We start from the raw sequence: 23,528 nt of genomic DNA, 5'->3' as shown, positions 1-23,528 counted from the left end.
TTTATTCTTAGATTTTGAGGGGGCCTGCTTTTGTCAAAGCAAATCATTCTAAAAAATATATTTACTGAATATGACGATAGTATTCATGGGGATGGAAATATTGATCCGCTTGGAATGCTCGTTATTTGGTCTGGATTAGGCCGTGAAATTTTTAACAGTAGAATTAGCTCTATTGCAAATGATCTACGAAGCTATACGGTAAATCTTTTGCACCACGCTGTGATAAAGTCATTAATTGAAGATTCTTCAGTAAATTTATCTAAGAAAATATCTTCAATCTATCATGATAAAAATGATCTCAAATTTAAACAATCATGTGTTTTAATGTTGGAAAATATTTATATATTTTCAATGATTAAAAATTCGTTGGCTGATAAAAATGTTGCTTTACAAGGCGTCCTTGGTAGTTCTAATGGGCGAAAAATTTGGGAAAATCAATCAGCAGATCCTAAGCTCTCATTTGGTGTAGAGGTTAAGGAATCACAAGTTTTGGTGCGCCAATTATTGCTGGGCGTGAATGGGCGTTATAAATCACCAATGATGTTTTTGGGCTTTTTTGATTCTAACTATCACTATAGTCAGGAGGGGGATGCTTGGGAGTATGCATCAGAATTTATAAATAAAACCCCCCAGTTATGCAAATTAAAAAAGAGCCTCAAAGACTTCTTAGTAGAAAATATTTTAGCTATTAATAGTCAAAAGCCTACAATTCAATTCTCTGATATTCCTAATGAGATCAAAGAGAGTTATGGAATAAATTTTTCTACATCAAAACATATTGGAAGCTATGCAACTGATTTTTGGCTGAAGATAACCAAACTAGATCAAAATGCACCAGGTGCTTTAAGGGAGTTAATGCTTGGAAATGGTGATTTGGATTATTCAGAAATCATTGGCAAAGCGATGAAGAAAACAGATTTAGCACCTGAAGAAAAGATCAAACTTGAAAATATTTACGCACTAGAGCCGTTACTGAGTGAAATCAGTCAATTATTTAGCCATCTACTCGATAAAAAGAATCATACGGTACAGGATGTCGAAGAGACTTGGTACAGTAAATGGAATACAAAAGTAAGGATATTAAATCAATATGCAGCAGAGATAAGGCAACATCAATTACAGGCAATCAATAAGAGTGTTTCAGCTACTGCAAAACACCGCTTAGAAAAATTACTCTTGATTGCCGAACAAACCAGCTTGGAAAAGCAAATTGAAAGCCTAATTCAGTATCATTCAGAAATTATGCAGCAACGTGGTAACACGGCATGGCTAAGACTCGTTGATGATCAAATAAAACTGTTTGTCAGACCAAGACCGCTAGGGACAAAAGCACCTGATAGTACTAAAAAACAGTGGGTACACTATTATTATTTGCCTGAATTCAAAAGAATGCTTGATGGAATGGGAGGCAATTAAGGTGAAATTACTGAATGAATTTATGCGTGCCATGGCCAAAGCTACGGAAAATGGCAAAAAAATCCGCAAAGTATGGATGACGACATTCAATATCGATATTTGTTTTGTCGAAAAGTATATTTTACCTGTTTTGGTGGATATGGAATGTCCTCGAAATCCAATGGATTATGAAATCATGCAACACAAGTTGTTTGATCAAAAAATTGATTTTAGATTGTTCTGTGATCAAAGAATTTTAAGCGGAGATAGTGACAAATTAACGACCATTCCAATTCATACCATCAATACCAAAAGTTTTCAGAATTCAAAAAAATTAGGCACACAATGTTTATTTCACTCCAAAGTTATCCTGATTGAGAATGATCGTAATGAGCTTTATATCGGGGCTGGAAGTGCAAATTTGACCATTTCGGGGTGGTCTAAGAATCAGGAGGTATATAGTTTCCATCAAGTTGAAACTATTGAACAATTTAAATCTATCAGACTATTTTTTAACACGCTTATCCATGTTGTGAAAAATCCTCAAATTCCACCATTTTTGAGTCTTAGCCGCTTTAACGCTAACTCACCACAAAAATCATTAGCGGAGTGGAATTTTGTACATACTTTTCTGGATAAGGATTTTTTAAGTTTTTTACTGAGCGAAGATACTTCAGAGTTGAATGTTTGGTCACCCTATTTCAGTCACAATGTTCCAGGCTTAATTGAATTATTTAAGGCGATCTCTCCTGATTTAAAATCAGTGAAATTAGTCGCTGATAAAGCTAATGGTCATCATTTTAGAATCAAGTGGAGCGATGCCATAGCGCAGATGATTCAAAAAAATGAGCTCATATTTTACAGCCATCCTTTACCTCAAGATGAGCGCCTAGAAATGACCCATGCCAAAGTTTGGCAATCAATAGGCAAGCGCACGTCAAGATTTGCAATTGGATCTTGGAATTTTACCCATCATGGTACTGCAAGTGTAAAGGGGAAGAAAAATATTGAGGCAGGCTTTGTATATCATCATATTCCAAAAGAATCGATTTTGGGGGCCAAAATTGAGGTCAAAACTACACACTTTGCCGATGATCAACTGCTCAAAGATGGACAATTAGATTTAAATGAACCATTACCATTTCTATTGGCTGTAGAATTCGATTGGAAAGAAAAGACGTATGTCCTGAAATTTGAATCACTGGGGAATGAGGCACTTTCAAATTTTCAAATTAAGTTACCAGGGATTGAGCAAACACAAAATTTGATTTTTAAATATGATGCTCAACAGAATATCTTCTTGGAAAACACGCGATTTACTGTTGCTAACGATGAAGCTGTTTTAAAAGAACATTTTTTTTAGATCTTTAAAAGTGGTGACTCAATCCTTAAAGATATTTTTACTGAAATCAATTTTGAATATCGACGTGCCCAGCGCTTTGATAATTTATCGGATCTCATTGATAGTTTGGTCTTTGAAAGAGAAGTTGGTCAAGCCGACAGCATGTCTTTACGTGCAAGCATGGCAGATGATCTAGATGTTGAAGTATTTGATGATGTTGTGGCAGTACCTGAATCCAATGAGATCACGTACTTTAGAATGTTTTTAGCGTTCAAAAATTTTGAAAAAAATATTATGCAAAGCCCAAATGATAAAGAGCTACATAAACGCTTATTAGTTTATCCTGGCTGCCTTCTTGAGCTTAAGGAGAAAGTCCTCGATATGCAATTCGAAAGCCAAATCTTTCGGTGGTTCGTTTTACAAGAGATCAATAAATTAAAAAATGTGGCTATTGAACTTTATAGCAAGTTGAGTAGCCATGAAGGATCTATGAGATTAGAAGACTGGAGTCAACTCAATTGTGATCTCCCTGATATTTTATCTGAAGTAAAACTTACACAACAACAGAAAATGCAGTTTAAAGCCTACCTTCAACTTGTGATGAAGAAACAAAGCTATGTATAAAGAATATGACTTAACAACGATTAGTGAACTCATTCATTTTAATTTAGATCGTAAGGATTGGATTTATACAAATGGCGCACAAAAGTCTCTAGAGGTTATGCAAGTCGAGGGTGTGTATGGACTAATTCAGCGTTTAAAGCAGCATGATGTTGCTTTACTCGCAGATGAAGTGGGTATGGGTAAAACTATTCAAGCACTCGGTGTGATGAGTCTTTTATGGCAAAGCAAACCAAATGCAAAAGTTTTGGTGCTCGCTCCTAATGCAGTGATATGTGATCAATGGTGTAATGAATTTGAAAATTTAAGACAGAAGCATGCAAATGCGGATCTGGCAGAAGCAATTAAGCATATTCTTCCAAAATTCTGTAAAAACTTTATTGATCCTGACTACGGTGTGCTCAAAGAAATCCATCAAATCCAAAATGATCTTGAACAGCAAGCCTTATTTTGCTTAACCACCATTCATTCTTTGAGTGGTTTAGTGCCTGAAGATAGAAAAGACAACAGCATTACAGTTGCCCAAGAAAAAGCACAAGAGATCAACGATCGTATCAAGGCTGTTTTAAATGAGGGTTTTGACTTAGTCGTTATTGATGAAGCACATTACTTTAGAAACGTTACTGGAGGTTCTCAGCGTGTAGCAGCGGCCAAAGGTTTATTTGGTGAGCCGAATGACGATACACGACTGGCTAAACAATACTTATTGCTGACTGCAACGCCAAGCCATTCAAATATTCTTGATGTGAATAATATTTTAGGATTTTTTAAAGATACTCAGGCTCGATCTCCAAGTGATTCTTTAAAGCAATATGCGGTTAGACGCTTACGTTTTATGCACGGACTAGAAGGTGTATACAATAAATATCATTACCGCAATGAGCATGTACTTGAAGCTGATTTTAAAGAAGATCCATCTTCTGAATTATTCTTTGCAATGTACCAAAAAGCGCTTGTGGATGAATATGGGGGCAAGGGTGGCGGAAAGACATTTTTATATGGTTATCTAGAGGGTTTTGAATCGGTTTCTCAGCAGAGTAGAGCACAAGATGATGGGAGTCTGGAGTCGTTTTATACAGCGGTTGATACAGATATCTTAACTCAATTATCACAGCAGTTTATTGAAAAATTCAGCCAAGCTCCTGCACATCCTAAATATAGGGTCATAGAAAATGAATGTGTGCCTAAAGGCCTATTTGATAAAGCACATCAAATTGGAAATGATAAAAATCTAATTTTTGTTCGACGAATCCCTTCTGTGCGTGAGATCACTCAGCGTATAAATGCGGCTTATGATGAAATTTTTGCAATGCAGATTTTGGATGCACTGGCCCCACCGAATAAAACCAAATTATTTCAGCAATGGAAAAATAAGAAATGGAGTAGGGATTTTTTTGACAGTAAAATATCTAATAAAAATAATGGAGTAGATAGCTTAGATGAAAGGAGCGAGAGTGAATCTTTGGACGATGAGAGTCCAATTAAATCACACATCATGGATTTATTTATTATCAAAAAAAATGACAGATCTAAAACAACAGATTGTAGTAACTTTAGAAATAGGTTAGTGCTATCTGGTAGCTTATTTTCTATATTGTTAGAGCCATCATCAGATTATAAAACAGGTGAATATCTGTATTTTTATACACATGATGATTCTCAAAAGAAAGATGATTATCTATCAGCAATTAAAGACTATCGTTATGATTATAAAAGTCATTCGGAACATCGATCTAACTTTAAAATCCCTTTGAAGACATTGTGGGCTGATTTATATACCCAATTAGAAAATGAAGATGTTGCACTTTATGAAACTTATAATGACTGGAGTGATGTTGTCAAAGAAAACTTTTCACAATATTTTAAGACAGGAATTTTGTATGCAAGTCCTGTCATTGTTGAGCTTTATTGTTGGTTTGCTAAATTTGTATTGGCTAAAAAATATAATAATCGTAACGTACAGCAGAGTTATCGAAATTTCTTAATTTGGGTTCGTAGCAAAAAATTACTTAAGACATCTCTGCTCTATAAATACTTTGCAGCGGCTATTTCAACATTTGAAGCGCTGTGCATAAAAATCGTAGGCTTGTCTTTTGAAAAAAAAGTACAACAAGATGCTTGGAAAGACTTGAAACAGCTACATAATCCCGCGTGGTATGCTAGTGGGGAAGTGCAAAATAGAAAAAGATTAATTATTGGGTTTAATAGTCCGTTTTTTCCTAATGTATTGTCAGCTACCCAGATTTTCCAAGAGGGTGTCAATCTCCATTTACAATGCAATAAGATTTTAAATTATGGTATGGCCTGGACCCCAGGTGCCAATGAACAACGTATAGGTCGGATTGATCGATTATTTGGTAAAGTACACAGAGATTTGATAAGCAAAGGTCAAGATTCAGGACTACACATTTATTATCCTTATTTAAAAAATACCTTCGATCAAGAGCAGTTGGCATCATTTATGGTAAAAAAACAAGGTTTCGAGGATCAACTAGATCGAGGGGTGGAATCAGATTTTGACAAGTCCATCCATTTATCATTAGCTGATGATTGGCTGAAATATTTACGCAAGCCGAAATCTTTTAATGATTGTGGTAATAAGGATCCTTATCCGGCAATTTAGGACTTTGTTGCGTAAACTATTTATTGATGACTTATTCCACTTTTGAGTTGTTTATTTATGTTGGCCATTCACCTAAAAAAAATCAATATGATTGAAATCAATTTTTAAGATCATTGTTATTTACTGATTTGATTTAGAAATTCCCAATATATTGCTTCAAATTCAAATCCTTAAGTTGGATTTGAACAAGATATTGAAATGATTCAATGCACTAAATCTAAGTTGGGTCAATGAATTTATTTATTCAATAAAATGGCTTTGAAATTAATACCTTAAGTTTTAAGTTCATTTGACGCCACCTCCACCAAAATATCAACAGAGATTATTCGATCTGAAATAAAAAAGCGTTTAAATAAATCTTAGGGTTGCTACTAACTTGTCGTTAAAGAAAATTCGGAATCATTAGAAACAAAGATATTTTCTGTCTTTGAACTGGGAACGATGTATTGCGCTAACAATACACAGCTCTTCGACAGTAGCGCCTGTCAAAGTTACGCAGCCATCGTGCGTACGATAGGTCATTATTGTCAATAAGTTTATGTTTTTAAATAGGAAAATATAATGTAGTGATTGTGATGAACTAGCTTAGTTAAAGAGTAAATATTGATAATGGGATGCTGGCAACTGAACAGGAATTTAAAGCCTGAGAGTTTTCTTTAAGTACAATGATATATACTATTTTTCTTAAATTACAATAATGGAAAAGGCTATGTTCATTCAGCATAATGAATACTATATAAACACATCAACTATTACATATTTTAAGGTGAGTGAGTCTGTAAAAAAAGTTTTAGTATTTTTTGGGGGAGCAAGCCAAACTAACTTAGACATGGCCGTTACATTGCAATACAATACAAAACCTGAGTTAGATGCCTTAATTTCTAAGTTAAAAAAATGGTAAATGAAGAGCCTCTTGTTTTTTTAGTCAATGAAGTAACATAATCAATATTATATTAATCAACGTAATTACGAATTAGAGAAAGCGCATGGGGCACAACAGCATACATCTAATTTGAGTCCTCATGATAAGTCTAAATATTATCTCGAACATAGGATTTGATGCTTTAAATGTACAAGGATATGAGCAACAGCTCAACTCAATTTTGAAGGCGAAGAACAGAGGTTTAATTTCTGAAAAAGACTACCAGCAAAGAATTGCAAAACATAACCCAGTGCAATTAGATCAGAAAAGTTATCAACTTAAATTTTCAATTCCTATCGGGAATTGAAAATAAATGTAAGTAAAATCTCAATCTAAAAGGTTTCTTTTTATACATGCTATAGTGATTATTTGTTAGAGAGCCACGAAATGAATATTTTTATTTCTGGTGTTTTGGATGGCCAGATTCTACCAATAGAAGAATACAAGTCCGATACATTCAAAATTTCTCATATGGATACGTCAGAATGTACTGAATATATTCGTAATGTATTTGAGAAAGATCATATTACACATATCTTTTGGATACCTGAAAGTCTAGATAGAAAGTATGTATATGAACGAATTGAAAAATATTTACATGATAAATGATCTCAATTCTTAAGGAAAACCCTAAAAGCCATATGGTTTTAGGGTTTTATAAATCTTAGTCCATTGTTCTTACGATAATTTATACAATTCTAAATATTAGATACATGAATTAAAAAAGTCCCTCAGATCTGAGAGACTTTTTATATCTTCTTTAGTTAATGGATAATTGCAATTTCTTAAACAACTAAACCAATCAAAGGGATAAAATTAATGAATAGTAAAATAAATCAGTGCACTAATTTATTCTCTATAATAACAGTACCTTAAATCAGTTTCTTAGGCACTGATAATAAGAAATTATTTGTTGTTAGTCTCAGGTTCTTGCGAATCCTGTGGTTTCGGAGAGTCTTCAGGTTTAGGAGTGGTTTGAGGACTGTTAGGAGTATTTACCTGAGTATGTTCATTCGCTTGAACTTGATGTGCCGCTTCGTTGTCTTTAGTCGCTTTCTTAGAAAAATCTTTAAAATCAGACATTTTAATCTTCTTTGTTTGGCTATGGAGAGCCCATAGTACGCGGTTATTTTGCTTACACTACAGTAGCTTTAAGAAGTATTTGTAGGGATATGTAGGTGAACTCAACAATATATCTCTGAAATGTTTCTTAAATAAATTCAAATAAATATTAAGTGTTGATTACTATAATTTAAAAAGCATTACCTGCTCTCAATAATTTCAAGGGCAGGTACATAAAGATTACAAATCTAATATTTAAAAAAATCTAATTACTTAGATGTGATATTTATAAAGCCATATTGAAAAGTAATTACTTCAAATGAAAAGAAAGCAAAGAGGTTTAAAAGCAAAAGAATCAAATTGGTCAAATGACCAAGATTCATGTCTTATAGAGAACAATTCAATGACTATTGAACAAGTTATGTTATTTCTGCCATTTAGTGGAAATGAAATTAAAGCACGAAAACAATTTCTCGGACTTTATAAGCGACACAGACAAATGAAGAGTATTGAGTAGCGCTTTATTTTTTGTTCGGTGCCAAAATTTTAATACTCTGTATGAGTTATAAAGGTGAGGTTATCTAAATGTGCTCACAAAAGTTTTTAAGCGAAATAAAGAGACTGCCTTGTGTGATTTGCGGTAATTCGCCCGTAGAAGTAGCACAAAATAATCAAGTTGATCTTTTAAAGGAATCAAGTGCCAAGGCAAGTGATTCCTTTATAATTCCTCTATGTAGGAACCACCATATTGAATATGATCAGTTCCAAAAGATGAATCGATCACAGTCAGTTGAATGGTTTTATCAAATGCTTGAAAAGACTAAGTTGATGTTGATTATTAGGAATCAGGGTGATGTTTTTTAATATGATTTTCTATACTAAAAAAGACATAATCCATGAAAATTATAAATAGGATTTATGATGCTCAAATTGATTACGAAGAGAAATACAACGAATCCCCTGAAATTTTATTTTTAAGTATTCTAACTTATGGAGAAATGCACAAAGAGCCTCAATCTCTTGAAGGTGTTTCTTTAACAATTGCTGGATGCGAGTTAATTATTGTAGAAAATATGCTAGGTGACTTTAAGTACTTATCCCATGTAGATTTAACTAAAGCAATTAATGCTTACAATGCTAAGCCTAAGGATTTAATTTTAATTAGAAAATTTGAAAAAGCTGATAAAAGTGCAGGAGAAAATTTAAGTACATGCAGAAATGATCCAAGGATGATTGCTGTCCAATTTTATATTCAGCGTGAGCTGATTGATGCTTATCAGCGACATTATTTTGATAAAAAAATTTAAAGTTCTAGTCATCAAATATTCAAGAATTACAGCATTGTAGATGTATGAGAAATGAATCTGTAAAAGGTGAAGTTAAGGCATCTTGGGTTGTAGTATGTTAGTCTAGTTGTTCAAGTGAATTGAAAAAAACAACTTAAACTGGTGAGCCTATGAGTTTCACAATGTGGTTGCAAGAATTAGACAAGGATATTGAAACTAGAACTGAAATTAGAATTACTCTGGATTCAGAAGTCCAGCCATCTTATATGTCAGAATTTGGTGGTGGAGTAGTTGAAATTGAATCAAATGGATATTTCTCAAATTGCGATGATGCAAGACTGACAGCAAATTTTGGGTTGAAATTAAAAATTACTAATAGTGAAAAATATTTAAATATATTTATTCCTACTCAAGAGGAAAAAAATGAAGATACTAAACAAATGAAAGTGGTGGAGCGAAAACTCCATAAAGGAATGAAAGTAAAAGTTTATAGATCAAAGTTAGGATTTTCGTATTTAGCTGAGATTAAATCTTTTTAAATAAAAAGCCCTCGGGGGGCTTTTTTATTTAACTGAAATTTCTCATATTTTAATGTGTGTTTGGCCGAAATTTATGCATATCGAATTTTGGTGCTGCAGTGTAATCATCTGGGGAGAATTCATGCAAAAATTGAGTTGCTTCCTCATTGTCACATCTTAGCCAGTTATTTCGCCTATCTCGTGGAATAACAACAACAGATCTCTTTTCATCTTCAGGTGCATGAAAATGTTGCATGAAAGGGTGTGAATCAGCATTGATTGTAATCATCGTCATAGAGATGATTGACTTACCGTTAATACTTGATTGCTCATAGAGTCCAGCCAATGTAAATGGCATGCTGTCTTGTCGATAAATTCCATACCATATAGCTTTGCCGTCTATATATTTAGGTTCAAAGATAGTTTCAACTGGTATTAGACAGAATTGGTTATTCTTCCAAGCATTCTTAAAGCTGCGTTTAGTAGCAATGGTTTCACATTGAGCATTAAATGTATTTTGAACCCTTTCCAAATCCTCAGTCCAAAAGGGTATCAGACCGAAACGGGCAGAGTGCCATTCAATATTTTCGTTAGTAGAAATCAAAATTGGGGCATTATAACTTGGGTAAATGTCTGAATTATAATCGAAAGTAGGTTCATAAAGATCGAGGAGATGAGCACGATTTTTTGAAATTGGTTCGTAATTAGAACACATTTGAATCACCACTTATATCAAGTGAGTAATATTTAATATAGCAGGGTTTTTTGTGGAGATAAAAATAATATTTAAATATATGATATTACATTTAATGTACTCAAAATGAATACATTTCTTAGAGATCGGGCTAATGTAGAGGTAACTGTATGTTCAGTTGTCTATTATTGAGATAATTATGAAAGACGGAATTTATTTGCTTACATTTAAAAGTCAAGATAAAGACTTTGGGAGTGGGATTCTTGTAGTTGATGATAGTGTGGTTAATGGAGGAGATATAACCTATTCATATAATGGAATAATTGAAGAAAACAGATTGGTTTTGAGTCTAAATAAGCACAATGTAAATGTTCATTCTCTTTTTGGGGATTTCGGATCGTTAAAACTTAATCTAAGTTTTCAAGAGAATAATCAAGGTTATATTTTGCATGGAAATGTAGAAAATTTACAATCAGTTCCTTTGCTTGTACAAGCAAAATTGATTGGAAAAGTTGAATGAATATTTTTTAGTTTGTTGAAATTTATATTTTAAAAGACCCATTTAAAATCTCTGGTGTATAGTTTGCAAATGACTTTTAATAATAAATATAAATCAATTAAATGTATAACATGTTATTTTGTTGTCTACGAAACATAAAGTAGAGTAAAAAATGGAAAGTTATCTAGAAGTAGCGGAAAAGCTATACAGTTCCTTATATAGTAGAAAAAAATTGTCATCTAAATCAAATAATTGGTTGAACTTGCTAATAAGAGAGTTAAAGAAAGAGATAGTTGGAACAAATATTCAGCTAAAATTTAATCATATTTATTTTAGACAAGGGTTTAAGAATGAAACTGAGATTAAATTTTTAAGTCTTGATATCAGTCTGATACCAAATTGTGAGAATAAGTATGAATTTATTCTTTGGCTAGCTGGATTTATTGAAAAAATAACTACAGGAGGGAGGAAAGCTCCGCCTGCTATTAAATTAAATATTCCTTCTGAATATATTTATTTGAAATATTTAAGTAAAATTTCTAAAGAATGGGAGGGTGGAAGTAAAGCTGAGATACTTTCTGGGTTTAATTCTAGAGAATTTTATGATAATTATAAAAGATATAATAATTCCATTTAAATTTAATAATTTTTATACCTGAGAATGCTTATATTTATTAAAATGTTAGAGTGATTATATATTTTTACTTACAAGTAAGTGCATTTAAGCTATATCTATAATTCGATTAAAGGTCTATGGTGGTTGAGTGCTAGATAATTATCTACACATCATTAGATAGGAGAGACACTAATGTCTCAGAATCAAGATAATTCAAAACAACAGGCTAATCAGCAAAATCCATCACCAGGGCAGCAACAGCAGTCTGAGCCAAAAAAAAATCCACCTGAGCAGCCTGGTTCACAACAACCAGACACCAAACAACCTAAAGAAAGTAATGAGCAGCATAAATAATCATTATTATTTTAAGATTGTGTAGGCTTATGCCTATTTATAGAGAGCTATAATAAGCTCTCTATTTGTTGTGATTAATTATCTATGGTGAATTTTCTATTTTTTTATAGTGAGTGATGCGATTTATAAGAGTAAATAATTATGATTTGGGTATTTGCAATAATAGTGATTTGGGTCCTATATATTTTATTCGGAAAAAAGATAAGTAATAGGAATAGAGTCCAAGAGTTCCCTAATTTCACATTAAATATTGTAGGAAAGATTTTTTATGAGAAAGATGAAGAGTATGAGCATGAAGTTATTGTGGTGCTTTATCAAAATGAATTAAAAACTGTTATTGGAATTGATAGTGAAAAATTCATTAAAGTTAAAAAAGACGCCATAGTTGCACAAGAAGATACAGGTGAAGTAGGTGTTTACATAGATGCAATGCGAGTCGGTTATTTAAATGCTGATAGTGCCAAAGAATTCTGTAATTTTATAAAAACAAAGAACCTATCTAAAAATGATGCTTTTGAAGTTGAAGCAATTATTATGGGTAATCCAAAGGGTGATAAGTGGTACGTTAAGCTAAACATACCATGCAAGATGCAAAAATTTAGATATAAGATTTATTGAATGTCGCAGATTTATAAAAGACCTTTACATTTGGTGACCTGCTTTCATGCCTACTTTTGTAACTGACTTTAAGATACAAGAGCACGACTCAAAGTTATCGAACGCCGATCTACTATGTGGACTTAACATTACGTGATGGTTTCATTTTACAAGAAGCAATTAGCTCAGCCAAAAAATTTTGATAACGAGAGCAAGGCAGCAGGATTTTATCAGGAGGCATTAGATCATTTTGCACGGCAAGTTTATGCCAAAGCCAGGTATAAGGTAGAAAGTAAAGATAGTGTGGATATTGATAAAAATTTTATACGGAGAGAGTGAGGCAAAAAAGTCTTAATAAATGCATAGTTAGTTAAATTGATTGTTGAATTTTTTCATGGATTAAAATTGGTAATAAATGTCTATATTTTATTATTTAATGTATAAAAGATCTTATTTTCACAATTTATTCACGTCAGTTTCCATTAATTTAGTACTATTATAAATGTGAAAGGCGTTATTTATGCAGCTTATTAAACGAACAATGATTTTTTCAGGTTTGATTGCTTCTTTAGGATTTTTAGGCTCTTTTGCAGCGTATGCAGAAATCAATACTCCTAAAGCTGTGGATAAGGTTGAGGTAGATAAGTATGTCGGTAAGTGGTATGAAATAGCACACTTTCCGATGTATTTTCAGCGAAAATGTGTGAGTGATACTACAGCCAATTATTCGATCAACTATGATAAAACTATTGCTGTAATTAATAGTTGTCGTACAAAAACAGGAGAAACGATTAGTTCTGAAGGTATTGCTTATCCCCAAAATGAAGGGAATAGTATGCTAAAAGTTAGCTTCTTACCTTCTGGATTAAGATGGATTCCGTTCACTAAAGGAGATTACTGGGTTCTAAGAGTTGATTCTGACTACCGAGTAGCATTGGTAGGAGGCCCATCTCATAAGTACCTATGGATATTATCAAGAGAGCCGAATCTGGATGCAGCAACGTATCAATCGTATGTGCAAACTGCACACGATTATGGATATGATACTTCTAAGCTGGTTCGGACTCCGCAGAAACAATAAATTGAAAATAGTTATGTTGAAATTTTAAAGACTAATACGGGTTCATCTTATCAGTTCTTTGAAGACTTCCAGCTCGATATAATTGGCTATTAGAATGGATAGGCACAATTTTTTTAGTGCATAAACATAGCATTATAACAATTTGGATTGATACTGATTAAGCATGATAAAAGTAACAGCTACGATTATGCTTATAGCCAAGGTTGGCAAACTAATTAGAAGGATAACCAGAGATAGAAGAAGAGAAAATCTTTGTTTTATGTTACCTCTTCCCCAAAGTTGTAAGCTCTGATTTACGAAATTGGAGGTTGTCTGCTTTAAATTAAATGTACGACTCCATAGCCAGAAGGCCAAAAGAATCATACTGCAAAGAGCAAGCGAATAGATCATTAAGATGAGTTGATTGATCCAACCAAATAAAATACCAATATGCGCATCCACTCCCCAACGGGTTAGTTTGGCTGCTAGTGGAAAATCTTCAAATTTTAAATGATCAATCACTTTATTACTTTGCAGATCAATCGCGATACTATCTGCTTCTGTAGGCCAGCGACGACGTATTTCTGATACGGTCCATGCTGTATTAATCCTTGTAGGTGGCTTTATTTGAAGTTCAGAACTATGAATACCATTTTGTCTAGCAACCTGTAGCACTTGATCAAAATTTTCTGCTTTAATAAGTGGCTGATGGTTCATTGGGCCCGTATCGGTATGATGATGTACATGTCTATCAACCAAATGCGTACCCGAAAGAGAGCTGACGAGCGCTGGGGTCTGCCAACTCAAGGCTTGGCGAAGTATACGGATATTTTCTCCAGTCCATTTAGACCATGTCAAACCTGTGATCGCAACAATCAGCAAGAGTGGAAATAAAATAATTCCAATCGAGCTATGCCATTTTAAAACTTTTTTTCGGACAGTCTTGCTCTGATTAAAATGTTTTCTACGTATATACCAATGATAAAGCCCTGACAGACTGAGAATTGCTAACCAACTTGCGGCAAGCTCACTATAGAATCTTCCAACGTCACCCAGAAGTAAATTGCTGTGGAGTTGATCGATTAGCGTTCTTAAGGGGAGTACACCGCTCGTACCATAAACAGGTAATTGCCCCATAACCTCTAATGTATACGGATTCACAAAAACTGCTTGGTTATTCAGTTTATTTTCTGGATCTGAATAAATAACCCGAGTGGTTTGATCCGATGCAGGTGCTGGGCGTACCTCAGTAATTCTTGCTGATTCTGCCATCTTTGACTGAGCTGCAAGAACTTGCAGACTCAGTTGTTGTTGAGGGCGATTTTCACTGTGTATATACAACTGCTCCTTATAAAGATATTGCTCTAATTGCGGAGTGCTGACATACAGTAAGCCAGTAAACGCAGCAATAAAAATAAATGGCGCAACAAATATTCCTGCATAAATATGAACTAAGCGGAATAGATTTTGCCAATAAGAGGGTTGTTGGGGCATGGCAATCAGAAGTTAATTATGAGCTATTGGGGGGGAAGAAATTATAACTGTTTAGACCATATAGCACGATAGGGTAATGTTAATGCGTATTATAAGGTTGGCGGTTATATTCGATGCTGACAATATGTTTAAACTTTCATAAGTTTAATGGTTAAGGCTATATCAGCTTAGCTAGCCTTAACGCATTCATTCAAACATTTTAAAATTTCCATTGCACTGCCAATGATGCATTCAATGGTTCACCTGGTTGTATCCACATCTCACTATAACTCGCCGTGTAATAGGTTTTGTCCAAAAGATTATTCAGGTTGAACTGATAACGTATTTGCTCTCTTGGCGCATAGTAAGCATTTAAATTAATTAATGTATATTCAGGAAGATTGAATCCGTTATCGGTGCTATGACCGCTACGTTTCCCAACATAAACAGCTGTTGCCCCAATGCCTACATTTGAGTTGTTTGATAACGTCCATTCATAGTTTGTACTGATTGAACCACTATGTTTAGGAACGTTGCTTAAGCGGGAACCTTTAGCAAGCGTTTGATCCTTCTCAATTTGAGCATCTGTGTAACTATAGTTGGCGCGGAGTGATAACTGGTCATTCAGTTGTGTTTCGACATCTAGCTCTATCCCTTGGCTAGAGACTTCTCCCGCGGTTATCTGGAAGTTGTTATCTATTGGGTCTGTTGTGAGCACATTTTTCTTATCCATTTTGAATAATGCAACACTGATCAGACTTTGTGGGTTAAGTTGGTATTTACTGCCGATCTCATAACTTTGACCTTTTTCTGGGTCGAAGGTTTGATTATTGCGATCCATTCCACTATTAATTGCAAATGATTGGCCATAATTGGCATAGACTGACCATGCATCACTCAAACGATAGTTCAAACCAAAACGTGGACTAGTTTGTTGTAAGTCTTTTTGATTTGAGGTCGTGGCAATCTTATTCACAAATTCTTGTGTGACATGATCAAAGCGTAGACCAAGTAAAACACTCCATTGATCATTTAAAAATATCTGATCTTGGACATTGAAGGCGAAGTATTTTTGTCGATCCTCAGTGTCAATAAATAGGGGAAGGTCTGGTAAATATTTTCCATAGGTAGGTTGGTAAATATCAATGATGTTGGGTCTATCTGAACTGTGATTACGGCGTAGTTGCAATTGGCGATATTTCATTTGTCCTGTTTCAGCACTCAACAATATTTCATGTTTTGCCCAGTCTTGCTGGATCGTGCCTAACATTTCTGTTTGGAATAACACATCATCACTTTTATTATCCCGATAACGTCGCTGCCGCTCTAAAGTACGACCATCGCTTTGTATACGACGAGGTTCACTTGAAAAACCTTTTAACAAACTATCTTTCACACTTATAGCACTTTTGACTTTCCAATCGTCATTTAACTCATGCGTGAGTCGAATTTGATAAAAATTATCAGTTTGTAAATGATCTCCATCACTTGGTTCACCTGTATAGGTTTTTGGATTCATCACAATTTGTTTCTGATAAGCACTAATACCACGATCAAATAATCCTTCTACGCGAGTGAATTCTGTGTCTAAGTCCAATTGAGTTCGATCGGATAACTTCCAGCTTAATTGCGGAGAAAAAAACCAGCGTGAATTACTCACATAGTCCCGAAAACTCTGATTATCTTCATGTGCAATAGCAAAACGATATGCTAATTGGTCGTTAATAGGGGCGGTATGCTCAAAGCTAGCACGATATTTTTCTAGACTATTCGCTCGTAAATTGATTTCAGTAGATGATTCCCATGCAGGCTTTTTAGTATTGATATTGAGTAAACCACCTGTTTCTCCACGTCCATATAGCGCAGCCATTGGCCCTTTTAGAAACTCTAAAGATTCAATATTGACCATATCCCGAGACGCACTGAGACCGCGATTTACACTTAATCCATTACGAATAATTTGCGGCCCGATATTCGGGTCAGTACTAAATCCACGGAATGAGAAATTATCCCAGAAGCCGCCACCATAATTCGTTTGACTGAATACGCCGCTCACTTGATTTAAGGCATCATCTATACGTTGTACATCCTGCTGTTTTAAAACTTCCTGAGAAAGAAAGCTACGACTGGAAGGGGTATCAAGTACATCATGGGTAAATTTAGTTGATGCAGATGTTGTTAAGACATTTTGATCTGTTTTTTGTGCTTGTATGACAATTGTGGGAAGGGAACTCGTTGGATCAGATGTTTGTGCCCAGACTAAGTTTGAGAGTAATGAACATGAAGAAATTAGATAAAATTTGGAAAACATAGGGAGTAAATATCAATCAAGTGTAATGTTATATTATTACAATAAATTTTATTTTGCATTTTATTTCTTAAATATTTCAGAAGATTGGAGGTGCTTACTTATTCTAAGCACTCCCAATCACATATTTTTAAAAGAGCGAAAATTCACTTTCAATTAAAAATACTTAAGTAAGGTGATATGCTTGTTTCTATGTTTAAATTCAGAAAATTTAACAATAAGTGGATAGAGTAATACACTGAGTACTATAGCAATCGCCCAAAGCGTCGAAACGCCTTCTACACCGTAATATTCGCCGTAATTTTTACCAAAAATATTGACAGCAATAAGGTATAAAACTTTTAAAACATATAAGTGGACGATATAAAAAAACATCGGGACAGAACCAAATACAATTAAAGGCTTAACCCAATACTTACTTTCAACTTTTTGTAACAAAACTAATAGAATCAGTCCAACACCTACATTGAAAAGCGTGAATAGAAGTGAAGGTGGGTATTTAGTAAGATTCATAAAACTCATTGCAGTTTCAGTAAATGAAGGCATTACAAGCCAAGCTTGATCGCCATAAAAATTTAAATACCGTAAAAGAATAAAGGTTCCGATACTCGCTAGACCCAAGCTAAGTAAGAACTGATTCTTCTGTCGCATTGTTTTGGATTGATTAAATACTGTTGTACCAATGCAATATCCTAAAGTAATGATCCCTATCCAAGGCAAAACAGGGTAAGAAGTCCTAAAACGAATAGTATCTCCAATTATAATCCAGCCTCTTTCATGGAGGATTAACCACAAGTTATGCAGAATTGGAACATTTTCAAATGAAAGATGATCTAGTAAGTTATGGCCAAAAATTATCAGCAAGCTAATGGACCAAAGCAATTTTCTAGGTAACCCAATGAGAGCTGCGAGAGCGACCATGCTAATACCAATTGCCCATATGACTTGTAAATAAACAACGTCAGGTGGGAAGGTTCCAGTCCAAGCAAAGTTAATGACAATTAGCTCGAGGAAAATTAAGAATAATCCGCGTTTTAGAAGAAACTCTCGTGTCATGGCCAGATTATTCTTCGCTTGATAAAGATAAGCCGATAGTCCAGTTAAAAGCACAAAAACAGGCGCACATAAGTGAGCCAATATTCGACTTAAGAAAAGAGATTCTTCAGTGCCAGGGACAAGCATTGGATCAGGAACTTGATGGTGAAGGTAAAAGGTTTCTCTTACATGATCGACCATCATGATTAAGATAACCAATCCCCGAAGAGCATCAATTGCCTGTAAGCGTTGAGAAAATGTAGACATATATTTAGTAAATGACATTAATTGATATGTTATAATATATCAATTAATGGTTTAGGTCGTGTATACTTATAATAAAATACATATCCAGTTTGCTAATTATTTAGCTGAAAAATATCTATTAAAAATTTTAACTACAGCACATCATCAATGCTGCTAAATTTAAGTAAAACAATTAAATGGTTTAATTTTACAAGTCATGTTTTACACTTAATTTATTTTATCAATAATTTTGATAATATTTATATATTTTGTTTATATCCGATCGAGAAATTAATAAAATCAACTAAATCATCTTCAATATTTAACAGTTCATCAAATTTATTTTGACAGATATAACGAAAAATAATTTCATAAGCTCCGCCAATCGCCGCGTCATAAAATAAATCAGGAACAGCTACCCACAATTCAGGTTGTTTGATCTTTATAGCACTATGAATTAATTTAAGTCTTTTTCCTAATTCTGAAAAAAATAAATTGCGTTGCTCTAAACATCGACTCCCAGCTTTCGGGAATTCAATTGCCCATGCCTTAGTGAAGTCCTGTTCACTAACACACAGTTGTAAATAGGCACGTAGAGAAGACCTGATCCATTGATCGCCGTTGCTTCCCTGAGCTTTGATATCTGTAAGCACTTGTTCATACAAGGCTTTTCGACCTAAATCATCAGCGGCAAGAAAACAATCTTCTTTATTTTCAAATATTTCATAAAATGCCTGTTTAGATACTCGTGCTGTTTTAACAATGTCAGCAATCGTTGTGGCAGCAAACCCCTTTTCAGCGAATACACTAATTGCTGCTTTAACCAAACGTCGACGTTGCTTTTCACGTGTTTCTTTGGTTAACAGGCTGGTACGGCCTCTGGGTAAGCCTGCAGCTTGAGTATCGTAAGCACCAGAAAGTTTTTCCACACTAAATCTTCTACAAATTTTTAATCTTAGCAAAGCTATCATTAACCCGTTTATTGCTCAAGATTGTTTTGTTTAAACAATCTTCAATTGAAAAATAAATATATAAGTTTCAATTGGATGAAAAATATTGATTGACTAAGAATGCAAAGCAATCTACAAAAGAACCAGTAAGTACTTTTGTGAATTGGAAATAATATGTCTACCTTAGAAGCTATTGAAATTAATCAATCTTCCACAGCACATCGTTTGAAAGCTTCTTTCCCTGTCAGACGCTTAAGTTTTGATTTCACCAGTTCAAAGCGTTATTGGTTTGATAATAATGCTTATTTCACCCATTTGATGAATGCAATGTCCGCTATTTTTCCTCAGGGGGAATTGATGCTAATAGAAGCTTTGAGAAATATTCGGGACAAAATTGATGATCCTCTACTTCAAGCAGAAATCAGTGCTTTTATCGGACAAGAAGCCATGCATGCTAAAGAGCATTTGGCATTTAATCGTTATGCTGATGAACAGCAGATTAATATCGATAAATTACAGAATGAAGTTAAAGCCTTGTACGCCATAATGCAAAAAATATTGCCGAGTATGCATATCATGTCAATTGGGTGTGCGATTGAACATATTACCGCAACCTTAGGGGCTGAACTTTTACGCAATGATCATTGGAATAATCGTTTAGTTGGTCCAGTTGCTGAACTATGGCTTTGGCATGCAGTTGAAGAAAATGAACATAAAGCAGTATTCTTTGATGCTTATGTCGCCTCAGGTGGGGGATATGTATCACGTATTTTTTATATGACCTTTGCAGGCAGTATTTTAACTTTCTTAATTGCAAATAACACACGACGATTGCTTAAAGCAGATCGAATGCTTTCTCTGCAAGGTATAGCGCAGTTCCTCAAAGAAGGAGTCGGTCATCGAGGATTATTAACCTTACAAACCGTTAAAGATTTTTTAGATTATTATCGACCTGATTTTCATCCTTTTGATCATGATACCAAGGCTTTAGAAAAACTCTGGCAGCAACGTTTGGATCTAAAAATTTAAATCTTAGGGAAATACATAAATGAAAACCACATCAAATATTGATGCAACTTATATTCAAGCACAATCAGAAGAAGTGGTAGAACGATTTCTGACTGCTTTGGTTGAACAAGATCATAATGTGATTAGTGAACTCCTTCATTCAGATGTGCTTTATACAAATGTTTCTTTACCGACTTTTAGAGGTGGAAAACGGGTTGCTGGTTTAATCAAACTTGCGCTCAGTAGCTCAAGAAAGTTACAAGTTAAAAATCATCAAATCGTAGCAAAAGGAAATATTGTACTCACCGAGCGTACAGATATTGTAGAAATTGGACCATTGCATATTGGATTTTGGGTATGTGGCACATTTAAAGTGGAGAATGGAAAAATAATTTTATGGCGTGATTATTTTGATTGGTTAAATCTTAGTAAGGGGTTGCTCAGAGGAGTTTTTGGGATAGGAATAAAGGGGTTTCGTCCCAAGATATAGATTTCTAAGATATTTTTGAAATTTTCGACTTTGGTGAATTGTGTATCTTCAAGTTTAAAAATAAGTAGTGTATTTGGCTGATAGTGTTTTTGCGAACAAAGTCCCGAAATGATATTTAATCTTATTTAATAAGTTCTAAAATAGAACTTTAAAAATAAAAGAGTTGAGTTGTTCGATGAAAGTTCTCGTATCAAGTAAAATGTCATCAGGAAAAATCAAAGATAAGATTAATCAAAAGATTGCTCAAACGGCAGGGGCTTTAATCGGAGTTGTAAAACCTGAAAAACAGGATTTATTACCAAGGGAATTTGAACTTAGTCCGCATGTATATTACAAACGTTTTGGTAGTACGCATTATGGAATTATGGTACCTGACTTGCCTGAACCATTAAGGTATTTATCGTGGGCATCCGTAATCGGTTATATTGGTTTTGCTATAACGGATTCAGAATACAAAATATCTCTGGATGGAAAAGGGGATACGGCATCATTGGTACATGGAACCGCTTTATCTACTTCAGATGATGCTTATCAAACGTATTCGATTAAACGTGATTTAACGTTTCAAAGAAAACCCTTTTCAGTTCAATTTAAAAATCACACATCTTTGACTCAGCATGGGAACAATTATTTATTAGAAACAGATCGTGATGATTTAAAAGTTGAATTAATACTTGAACCAACTCGAGCAATTACTTGGTTTGCACATAGTGAACTTTATAAGCATTTCAGTACGCTTATGCGTTATAAGGGATGTATAACACAACAAGGTATTAAAAAAAATGTTGACGGAATATGTACGTTAGAGTCATGGAAAGCAGTTTCTACATCCTTATTAAGGAATACTTGGTTAGTTGATAACATTCAGCTACCAGTAAAGATTTTTAGTTACCAAGTAATTAATATTGATGAAAAACAACAGCTTTTATTAGTTTTTGTTTGCTATCAAGATCAGCCTATCATAACATCTGTTTATTACCGTCATGTTGATGGTACATCAATACAATATAATGGCGAAGCTCATTTTGAGGTAATGGAATTAAAGCATAAGCCTGAAATTACGCCTGATGGTTTCTTGATGGATGTTCCAAAAAGTTTTGCATGGAGTGCATATCATAACGATAAGAAAATTTTAGATATTAACGCAAATGTTGATACCGAATATTGTTATGGTTTAGCAGCTGGATTTGTTTCTGCTTATCAGTGGCAAGGCGAGTTTTGTGACCAAAAAGTTAGTGGTAGGGGGTATTTAGAATATATTGATAGACGATAATCAATTTTGCTTTTGCTCAAGATGAGATATTAAAAATGGTCGCAGTAGTCGGTTTAGATTGTGAATTGAATGATATCAATACTTTAAAAAATTTTTGAAGACCACGTGTGGGCTATTTTTTAAAATAAATGTAAAAATAGACCCACTATCATTCCTCAAGACCTTAGGATGTTTGTATGGTCTCTAATTGCTTTAAAAATTTTAACTGATATCCAATAGTTTTGGGAAAATAAGGTTCGAAGTATGGATCAAAATGATCAGCGTCCATTTCGATTACCTGAAGTAATGGATTACCCGCATTTTTTATTTTTTCAGCTACGAATGGAGCTACCGTGTCACGCGTTGCACCAATGATTAACATCGGAATTTTTATATCTTTTAATTTTTTCCACGGTCGATAAAAGCTTACTGTTAATAAAGAACGTGCAGTTACACGATTATCATATTTCTTACCATTGTGAGCATTTAATGCCGTTTGAAGTGCTTCCCAAGCTTTATCTCTATCCATTGAGCCAAATTCTCCCGCCTCTGACAAAGTTGGTATATGTATTGGTGAGCCCGGTTTCATCAAATCTACAAAGCCTAGACTGATAAATTTTACTAATTTGGTGAATGGAACAGCCTGAACTGTTGCCAAACCATCTAACATCGGGACTTGGATAATGGCACCTTGTAAATCAGGATGCTGTGCAGCAAGGTCAACAACATGCCCACCACCAAATGAAGTGCCCCATAAATAAATGGCGTGTGCGTCTACTTGAGTTTGATTTTTTAGGTGTGCCAAAGCAGCATTAGCAGTCTTTACTCGTGTCCATGGATTAATATCCTGACGTGGCCAACCACCGCTTAAACCCCAACCAGGATAGTCAAATTCCATTACAGCAAATCCAGCTTTAATAAATTGATTAATGTAAGGTAGAGTTAGGGCTTGTTGAATGCTTCCCCATCCGCCAAGCATTAGAATTGCGGGATATTGCTTTTGATCTGTTTCCAGTGGGGTGTGGAGTGTCGCAGCACATGTTATACCATCCATCAAGAATGTAGATTTTTGAGCAGAGTTTTCTATTTTTGATATGTCTGGATAAATACGATTTGACATAATTTTCTCACTTATTTCTTTACTGTTAAAACGGTAACAAATTGAGTTAATTCACTT

At 34.2% G+C, this 23,528-nt stretch carries 22 protein-coding genes and 2 pseudogenes; 17 read left to right on the top strand and 7 right to left on the bottom strand.

Annotated features, from left to right (window positions below):
- Window positions 1-30: 30 nt before the first annotated feature.
- The 6 genes and pseudogenes from GBI66_RS01685 to GBI66_RS19695 all read left to right on the top strand — a co-directional run.
- Window positions 31-1,416 (top strand): hypothetical protein, encoded by a 1,386-nt coding sequence (locus GBI66_RS01685; RefSeq protein ID WP_151714945.1) that lies wholly within the window; start codon window positions 31-33, stop codon window positions 1,414-1,416.
- Entirely contained in the window at window positions 1,397-2,758 is a 1,362-nt protein-coding gene (locus GBI66_RS01680; protein WP_151714944.1) for a hypothetical protein, read from the top strand. Before GBI66_RS01685 ends, GBI66_RS01680 begins: the two co-directional genes overlap by 20 nt.
- 141 nt (window positions 2,759-2,899) lie before the next feature.
- Window positions 2,900-3,361: a hypothetical protein gene (locus GBI66_RS01675; RefSeq protein ID WP_151714943.1), complete on the top strand. Its 462-nt coding sequence runs from the start codon at window positions 2,900-2,902 to the stop codon at window positions 3,359-3,361.
- The gene (locus GBI66_RS01670; protein WP_151714942.1) at window positions 3,354-5,981 is read left to right on the top strand and encodes a DEAD/DEAH box helicase family protein; all 2,628 of its coding nucleotides are present in this window, start codon (window positions 3,354-3,356) and stop codon (window positions 5,979-5,981) included. The genes GBI66_RS01675 and GBI66_RS01670 overlap by 8 nt, the downstream gene beginning before the upstream one ends.
- 709 nt (window positions 5,982-6,690) lie before the next feature.
- Entirely contained in the window at window positions 6,691-6,882 is a 192-nt protein-coding gene (locus GBI66_RS01665; RefSeq protein WP_151714941.1) for a hypothetical protein, read from the top strand.
- Between the two features lie 51 nt (window positions 6,883-6,933).
- Window positions 6,934-7,210: pseudogene (locus GBI66_RS19695) on the top strand (hypothetical protein); the annotation flags it as partial.
- Window positions 7,211-7,809: 599 nt separating this feature from the next.
- On the opposite strand, the gene GBI66_RS19405 reads toward GBI66_RS19695, so the two are convergent.
- Complete coding sequence (locus tag GBI66_RS19405) at window positions 7,810-7,986, bottom strand: hypothetical protein (RefSeq protein ID WP_004771033.1); 177 nt, start codon at window positions 7,984-7,986, stop codon at window positions 7,810-7,812.
- Between the two features lie 875 nt (window positions 7,987-8,861).
- Between GBI66_RS19405 and GBI66_RS01640 the strand changes: the two genes are divergently transcribed.
- Together GBI66_RS01640 and GBI66_RS01635 are read left to right on the top strand one after the other, a co-directional pair.
- Window positions 8,862-9,272, top strand: coding sequence for a hypothetical protein (locus tag GBI66_RS01640; protein ID WP_151714938.1), 411 nt, complete (start codon window positions 8,862-8,864; stop codon window positions 9,270-9,272).
- Window positions 9,273-9,433: 161 nt separating this feature from the next.
- Window positions 9,434-9,790: a hypothetical protein gene (locus tag GBI66_RS01635; RefSeq protein WP_151714937.1), complete on the top strand. Its 357-nt coding sequence runs from the start codon at window positions 9,434-9,436 to the stop codon at window positions 9,788-9,790.
- Window positions 9,791-9,839: 49 nt separating this feature from the next.
- On the opposite strand, the gene GBI66_RS01630 is transcribed toward GBI66_RS01635, so the two are convergent.
- Window positions 9,840-10,484 carry an SOS response-associated peptidase gene (locus GBI66_RS01630; RefSeq protein WP_151714936.1) on the bottom strand — a complete coding sequence of 215 codons (645 nt, stop codon included), beginning with the start codon at window positions 10,482-10,484 and terminating at the stop codon, window positions 9,840-9,842.
- A gap of 178 nt (window positions 10,485-10,662) precedes the next feature.
- Here GBI66_RS01630 and GBI66_RS01625 point away from each other — a divergent pair, with 178 nt between their 5' ends.
- The 6 genes and pseudogenes from GBI66_RS01625 (at window position 10,663) to GBI66_RS01605 (ending at window position 13,610) form a co-directional block, all read left to right on the top strand.
- Window positions 10,663-10,983, top strand: a complete 321-nt coding sequence (locus tag GBI66_RS01625) for a GrlR family regulatory protein (protein WP_151714935.1) — start codon at window positions 10,663-10,665, stop codon at window positions 10,981-10,983.
- 151 nt (window positions 10,984-11,134) lie between these two features.
- Window positions 11,135-11,599 (top strand): hypothetical protein, encoded by a 465-nt coding sequence (locus GBI66_RS01620; RefSeq protein ID WP_151714934.1) that lies wholly within the window; start codon window positions 11,135-11,137, stop codon window positions 11,597-11,599.
- Between the two features lie 171 nt (window positions 11,600-11,770).
- The gene (locus GBI66_RS19400) at window positions 11,771-11,932 is read left to right on the top strand and encodes a hypothetical protein (RefSeq protein ID WP_004771043.1); all 162 of its coding nucleotides are present in this window, start codon (window positions 11,771-11,773) and stop codon (window positions 11,930-11,932) included.
- Window positions 11,933-12,073: 141 nt separating this feature from the next.
- The gene (locus GBI66_RS01615) at window positions 12,074-12,550 is read left to right on the top strand and encodes a hypothetical protein (RefSeq protein ID WP_151714933.1); all 477 of its coding nucleotides are present in this window, start codon (window positions 12,074-12,076) and stop codon (window positions 12,548-12,550) included.
- 32 nt (window positions 12,551-12,582) lie between these two features.
- Window positions 12,583-12,865, top strand: a pseudogene (locus GBI66_RS01610) (hypothetical protein); the annotation flags it as partial.
- A gap of 205 nt (window positions 12,866-13,070) precedes the next feature.
- Window positions 13,071-13,610, top strand: coding sequence for a lipocalin family protein (locus GBI66_RS01605; protein ID WP_373885776.1), 540 nt, complete (start codon window positions 13,071-13,073; stop codon window positions 13,608-13,610).
- Between the two features lie 132 nt (window positions 13,611-13,742).
- Here the strand turns inward: GBI66_RS01605 and GBI66_RS01600 are convergent, their stop codons facing one another.
- From GBI66_RS01600 to GBI66_RS01585, 4 genes are all read right to left on the bottom strand, one after another.
- A complete protein-coding gene (locus GBI66_RS01600) occupies window positions 13,743-15,083 on the bottom strand; it encodes a PepSY domain-containing protein (protein WP_151714931.1) in 1,341 nt (446 codons plus the stop codon).
- Between the two features lie 199 nt (window positions 15,084-15,282).
- On the bottom strand, window positions 15,283-17,373 hold the full coding sequence (locus GBI66_RS01595) for a TonB-dependent siderophore receptor (RefSeq protein WP_151714930.1): 2,091 nt from the start codon (window positions 17,371-17,373) through the stop codon (window positions 15,283-15,285).
- 153 nt (window positions 17,374-17,526) lie between these two features.
- A complete protein-coding gene (locus tag GBI66_RS01590) occupies window positions 17,527-18,672 on the bottom strand; it encodes a DUF1624 domain-containing protein (protein WP_151715005.1) in 1,146 nt (381 codons plus the stop codon).
- 239 nt (window positions 18,673-18,911) lie between these two features.
- A complete protein-coding gene (locus tag GBI66_RS01585) occupies window positions 18,912-19,580 on the bottom strand; it encodes a TetR/AcrR family transcriptional regulator (RefSeq protein ID WP_151714929.1) in 669 nt (222 codons plus the stop codon).
- Window positions 19,581-19,775: 195 nt separating this feature from the next.
- On the opposite strand from GBI66_RS01585, the gene GBI66_RS01580 reads away from it, so the two are divergent.
- The 3 genes from GBI66_RS01580 to GBI66_RS01570 all read left to right on the top strand — a co-directional run bounded on the left by GBI66_RS01580 (window position 19,776) and on the right by GBI66_RS01570 (window position 22,372).
- The gene (locus GBI66_RS01580) at window positions 19,776-20,630 is read left to right on the top strand and encodes a metal-dependent hydrolase (protein ID WP_151714928.1); all 855 of its coding nucleotides are present in this window, start codon (window positions 19,776-19,778) and stop codon (window positions 20,628-20,630) included.
- A gap of 19 nt (window positions 20,631-20,649) precedes the next feature.
- Window positions 20,650-21,099 carry a limonene-1,2-epoxide hydrolase family protein gene (locus GBI66_RS01575; RefSeq protein WP_151714927.1) on the top strand — a complete coding sequence of 150 codons (450 nt, stop codon included), beginning with the start codon at window positions 20,650-20,652 and terminating at the stop codon, window positions 21,097-21,099.
- Between the two features lie 175 nt (window positions 21,100-21,274).
- Window positions 21,275-22,372: a DUF6670 family protein gene (locus GBI66_RS01570; protein WP_151714926.1), complete on the top strand. Its 1,098-nt coding sequence runs from the start codon at window positions 21,275-21,277 to the stop codon at window positions 22,370-22,372.
- 163 nt (window positions 22,373-22,535) lie between these two features.
- On the opposite strand, the gene GBI66_RS01565 is transcribed toward GBI66_RS01570, so the two are convergent.
- The gene (locus GBI66_RS01565; protein ID WP_151714925.1) at window positions 22,536-23,471 is read right to left on the bottom strand and encodes an alpha/beta hydrolase; all 936 of its coding nucleotides are present in this window, start codon (window positions 23,469-23,471) and stop codon (window positions 22,536-22,538) included.
- Window positions 23,472-23,528: the final 57 nt, after the last annotated feature.

Source organism: Acinetobacter sp. TUM15071, from assembly GCF_008980925.1.
Classification (GTDB): domain Bacteria; phylum Pseudomonadota; class Gammaproteobacteria; order Pseudomonadales; family Moraxellaceae; genus Acinetobacter; species Acinetobacter dispersus.
Note: the sequence above shows the minus strand (reverse complement) of the source record. Positions and strands in the feature narration are given on the sequence as shown.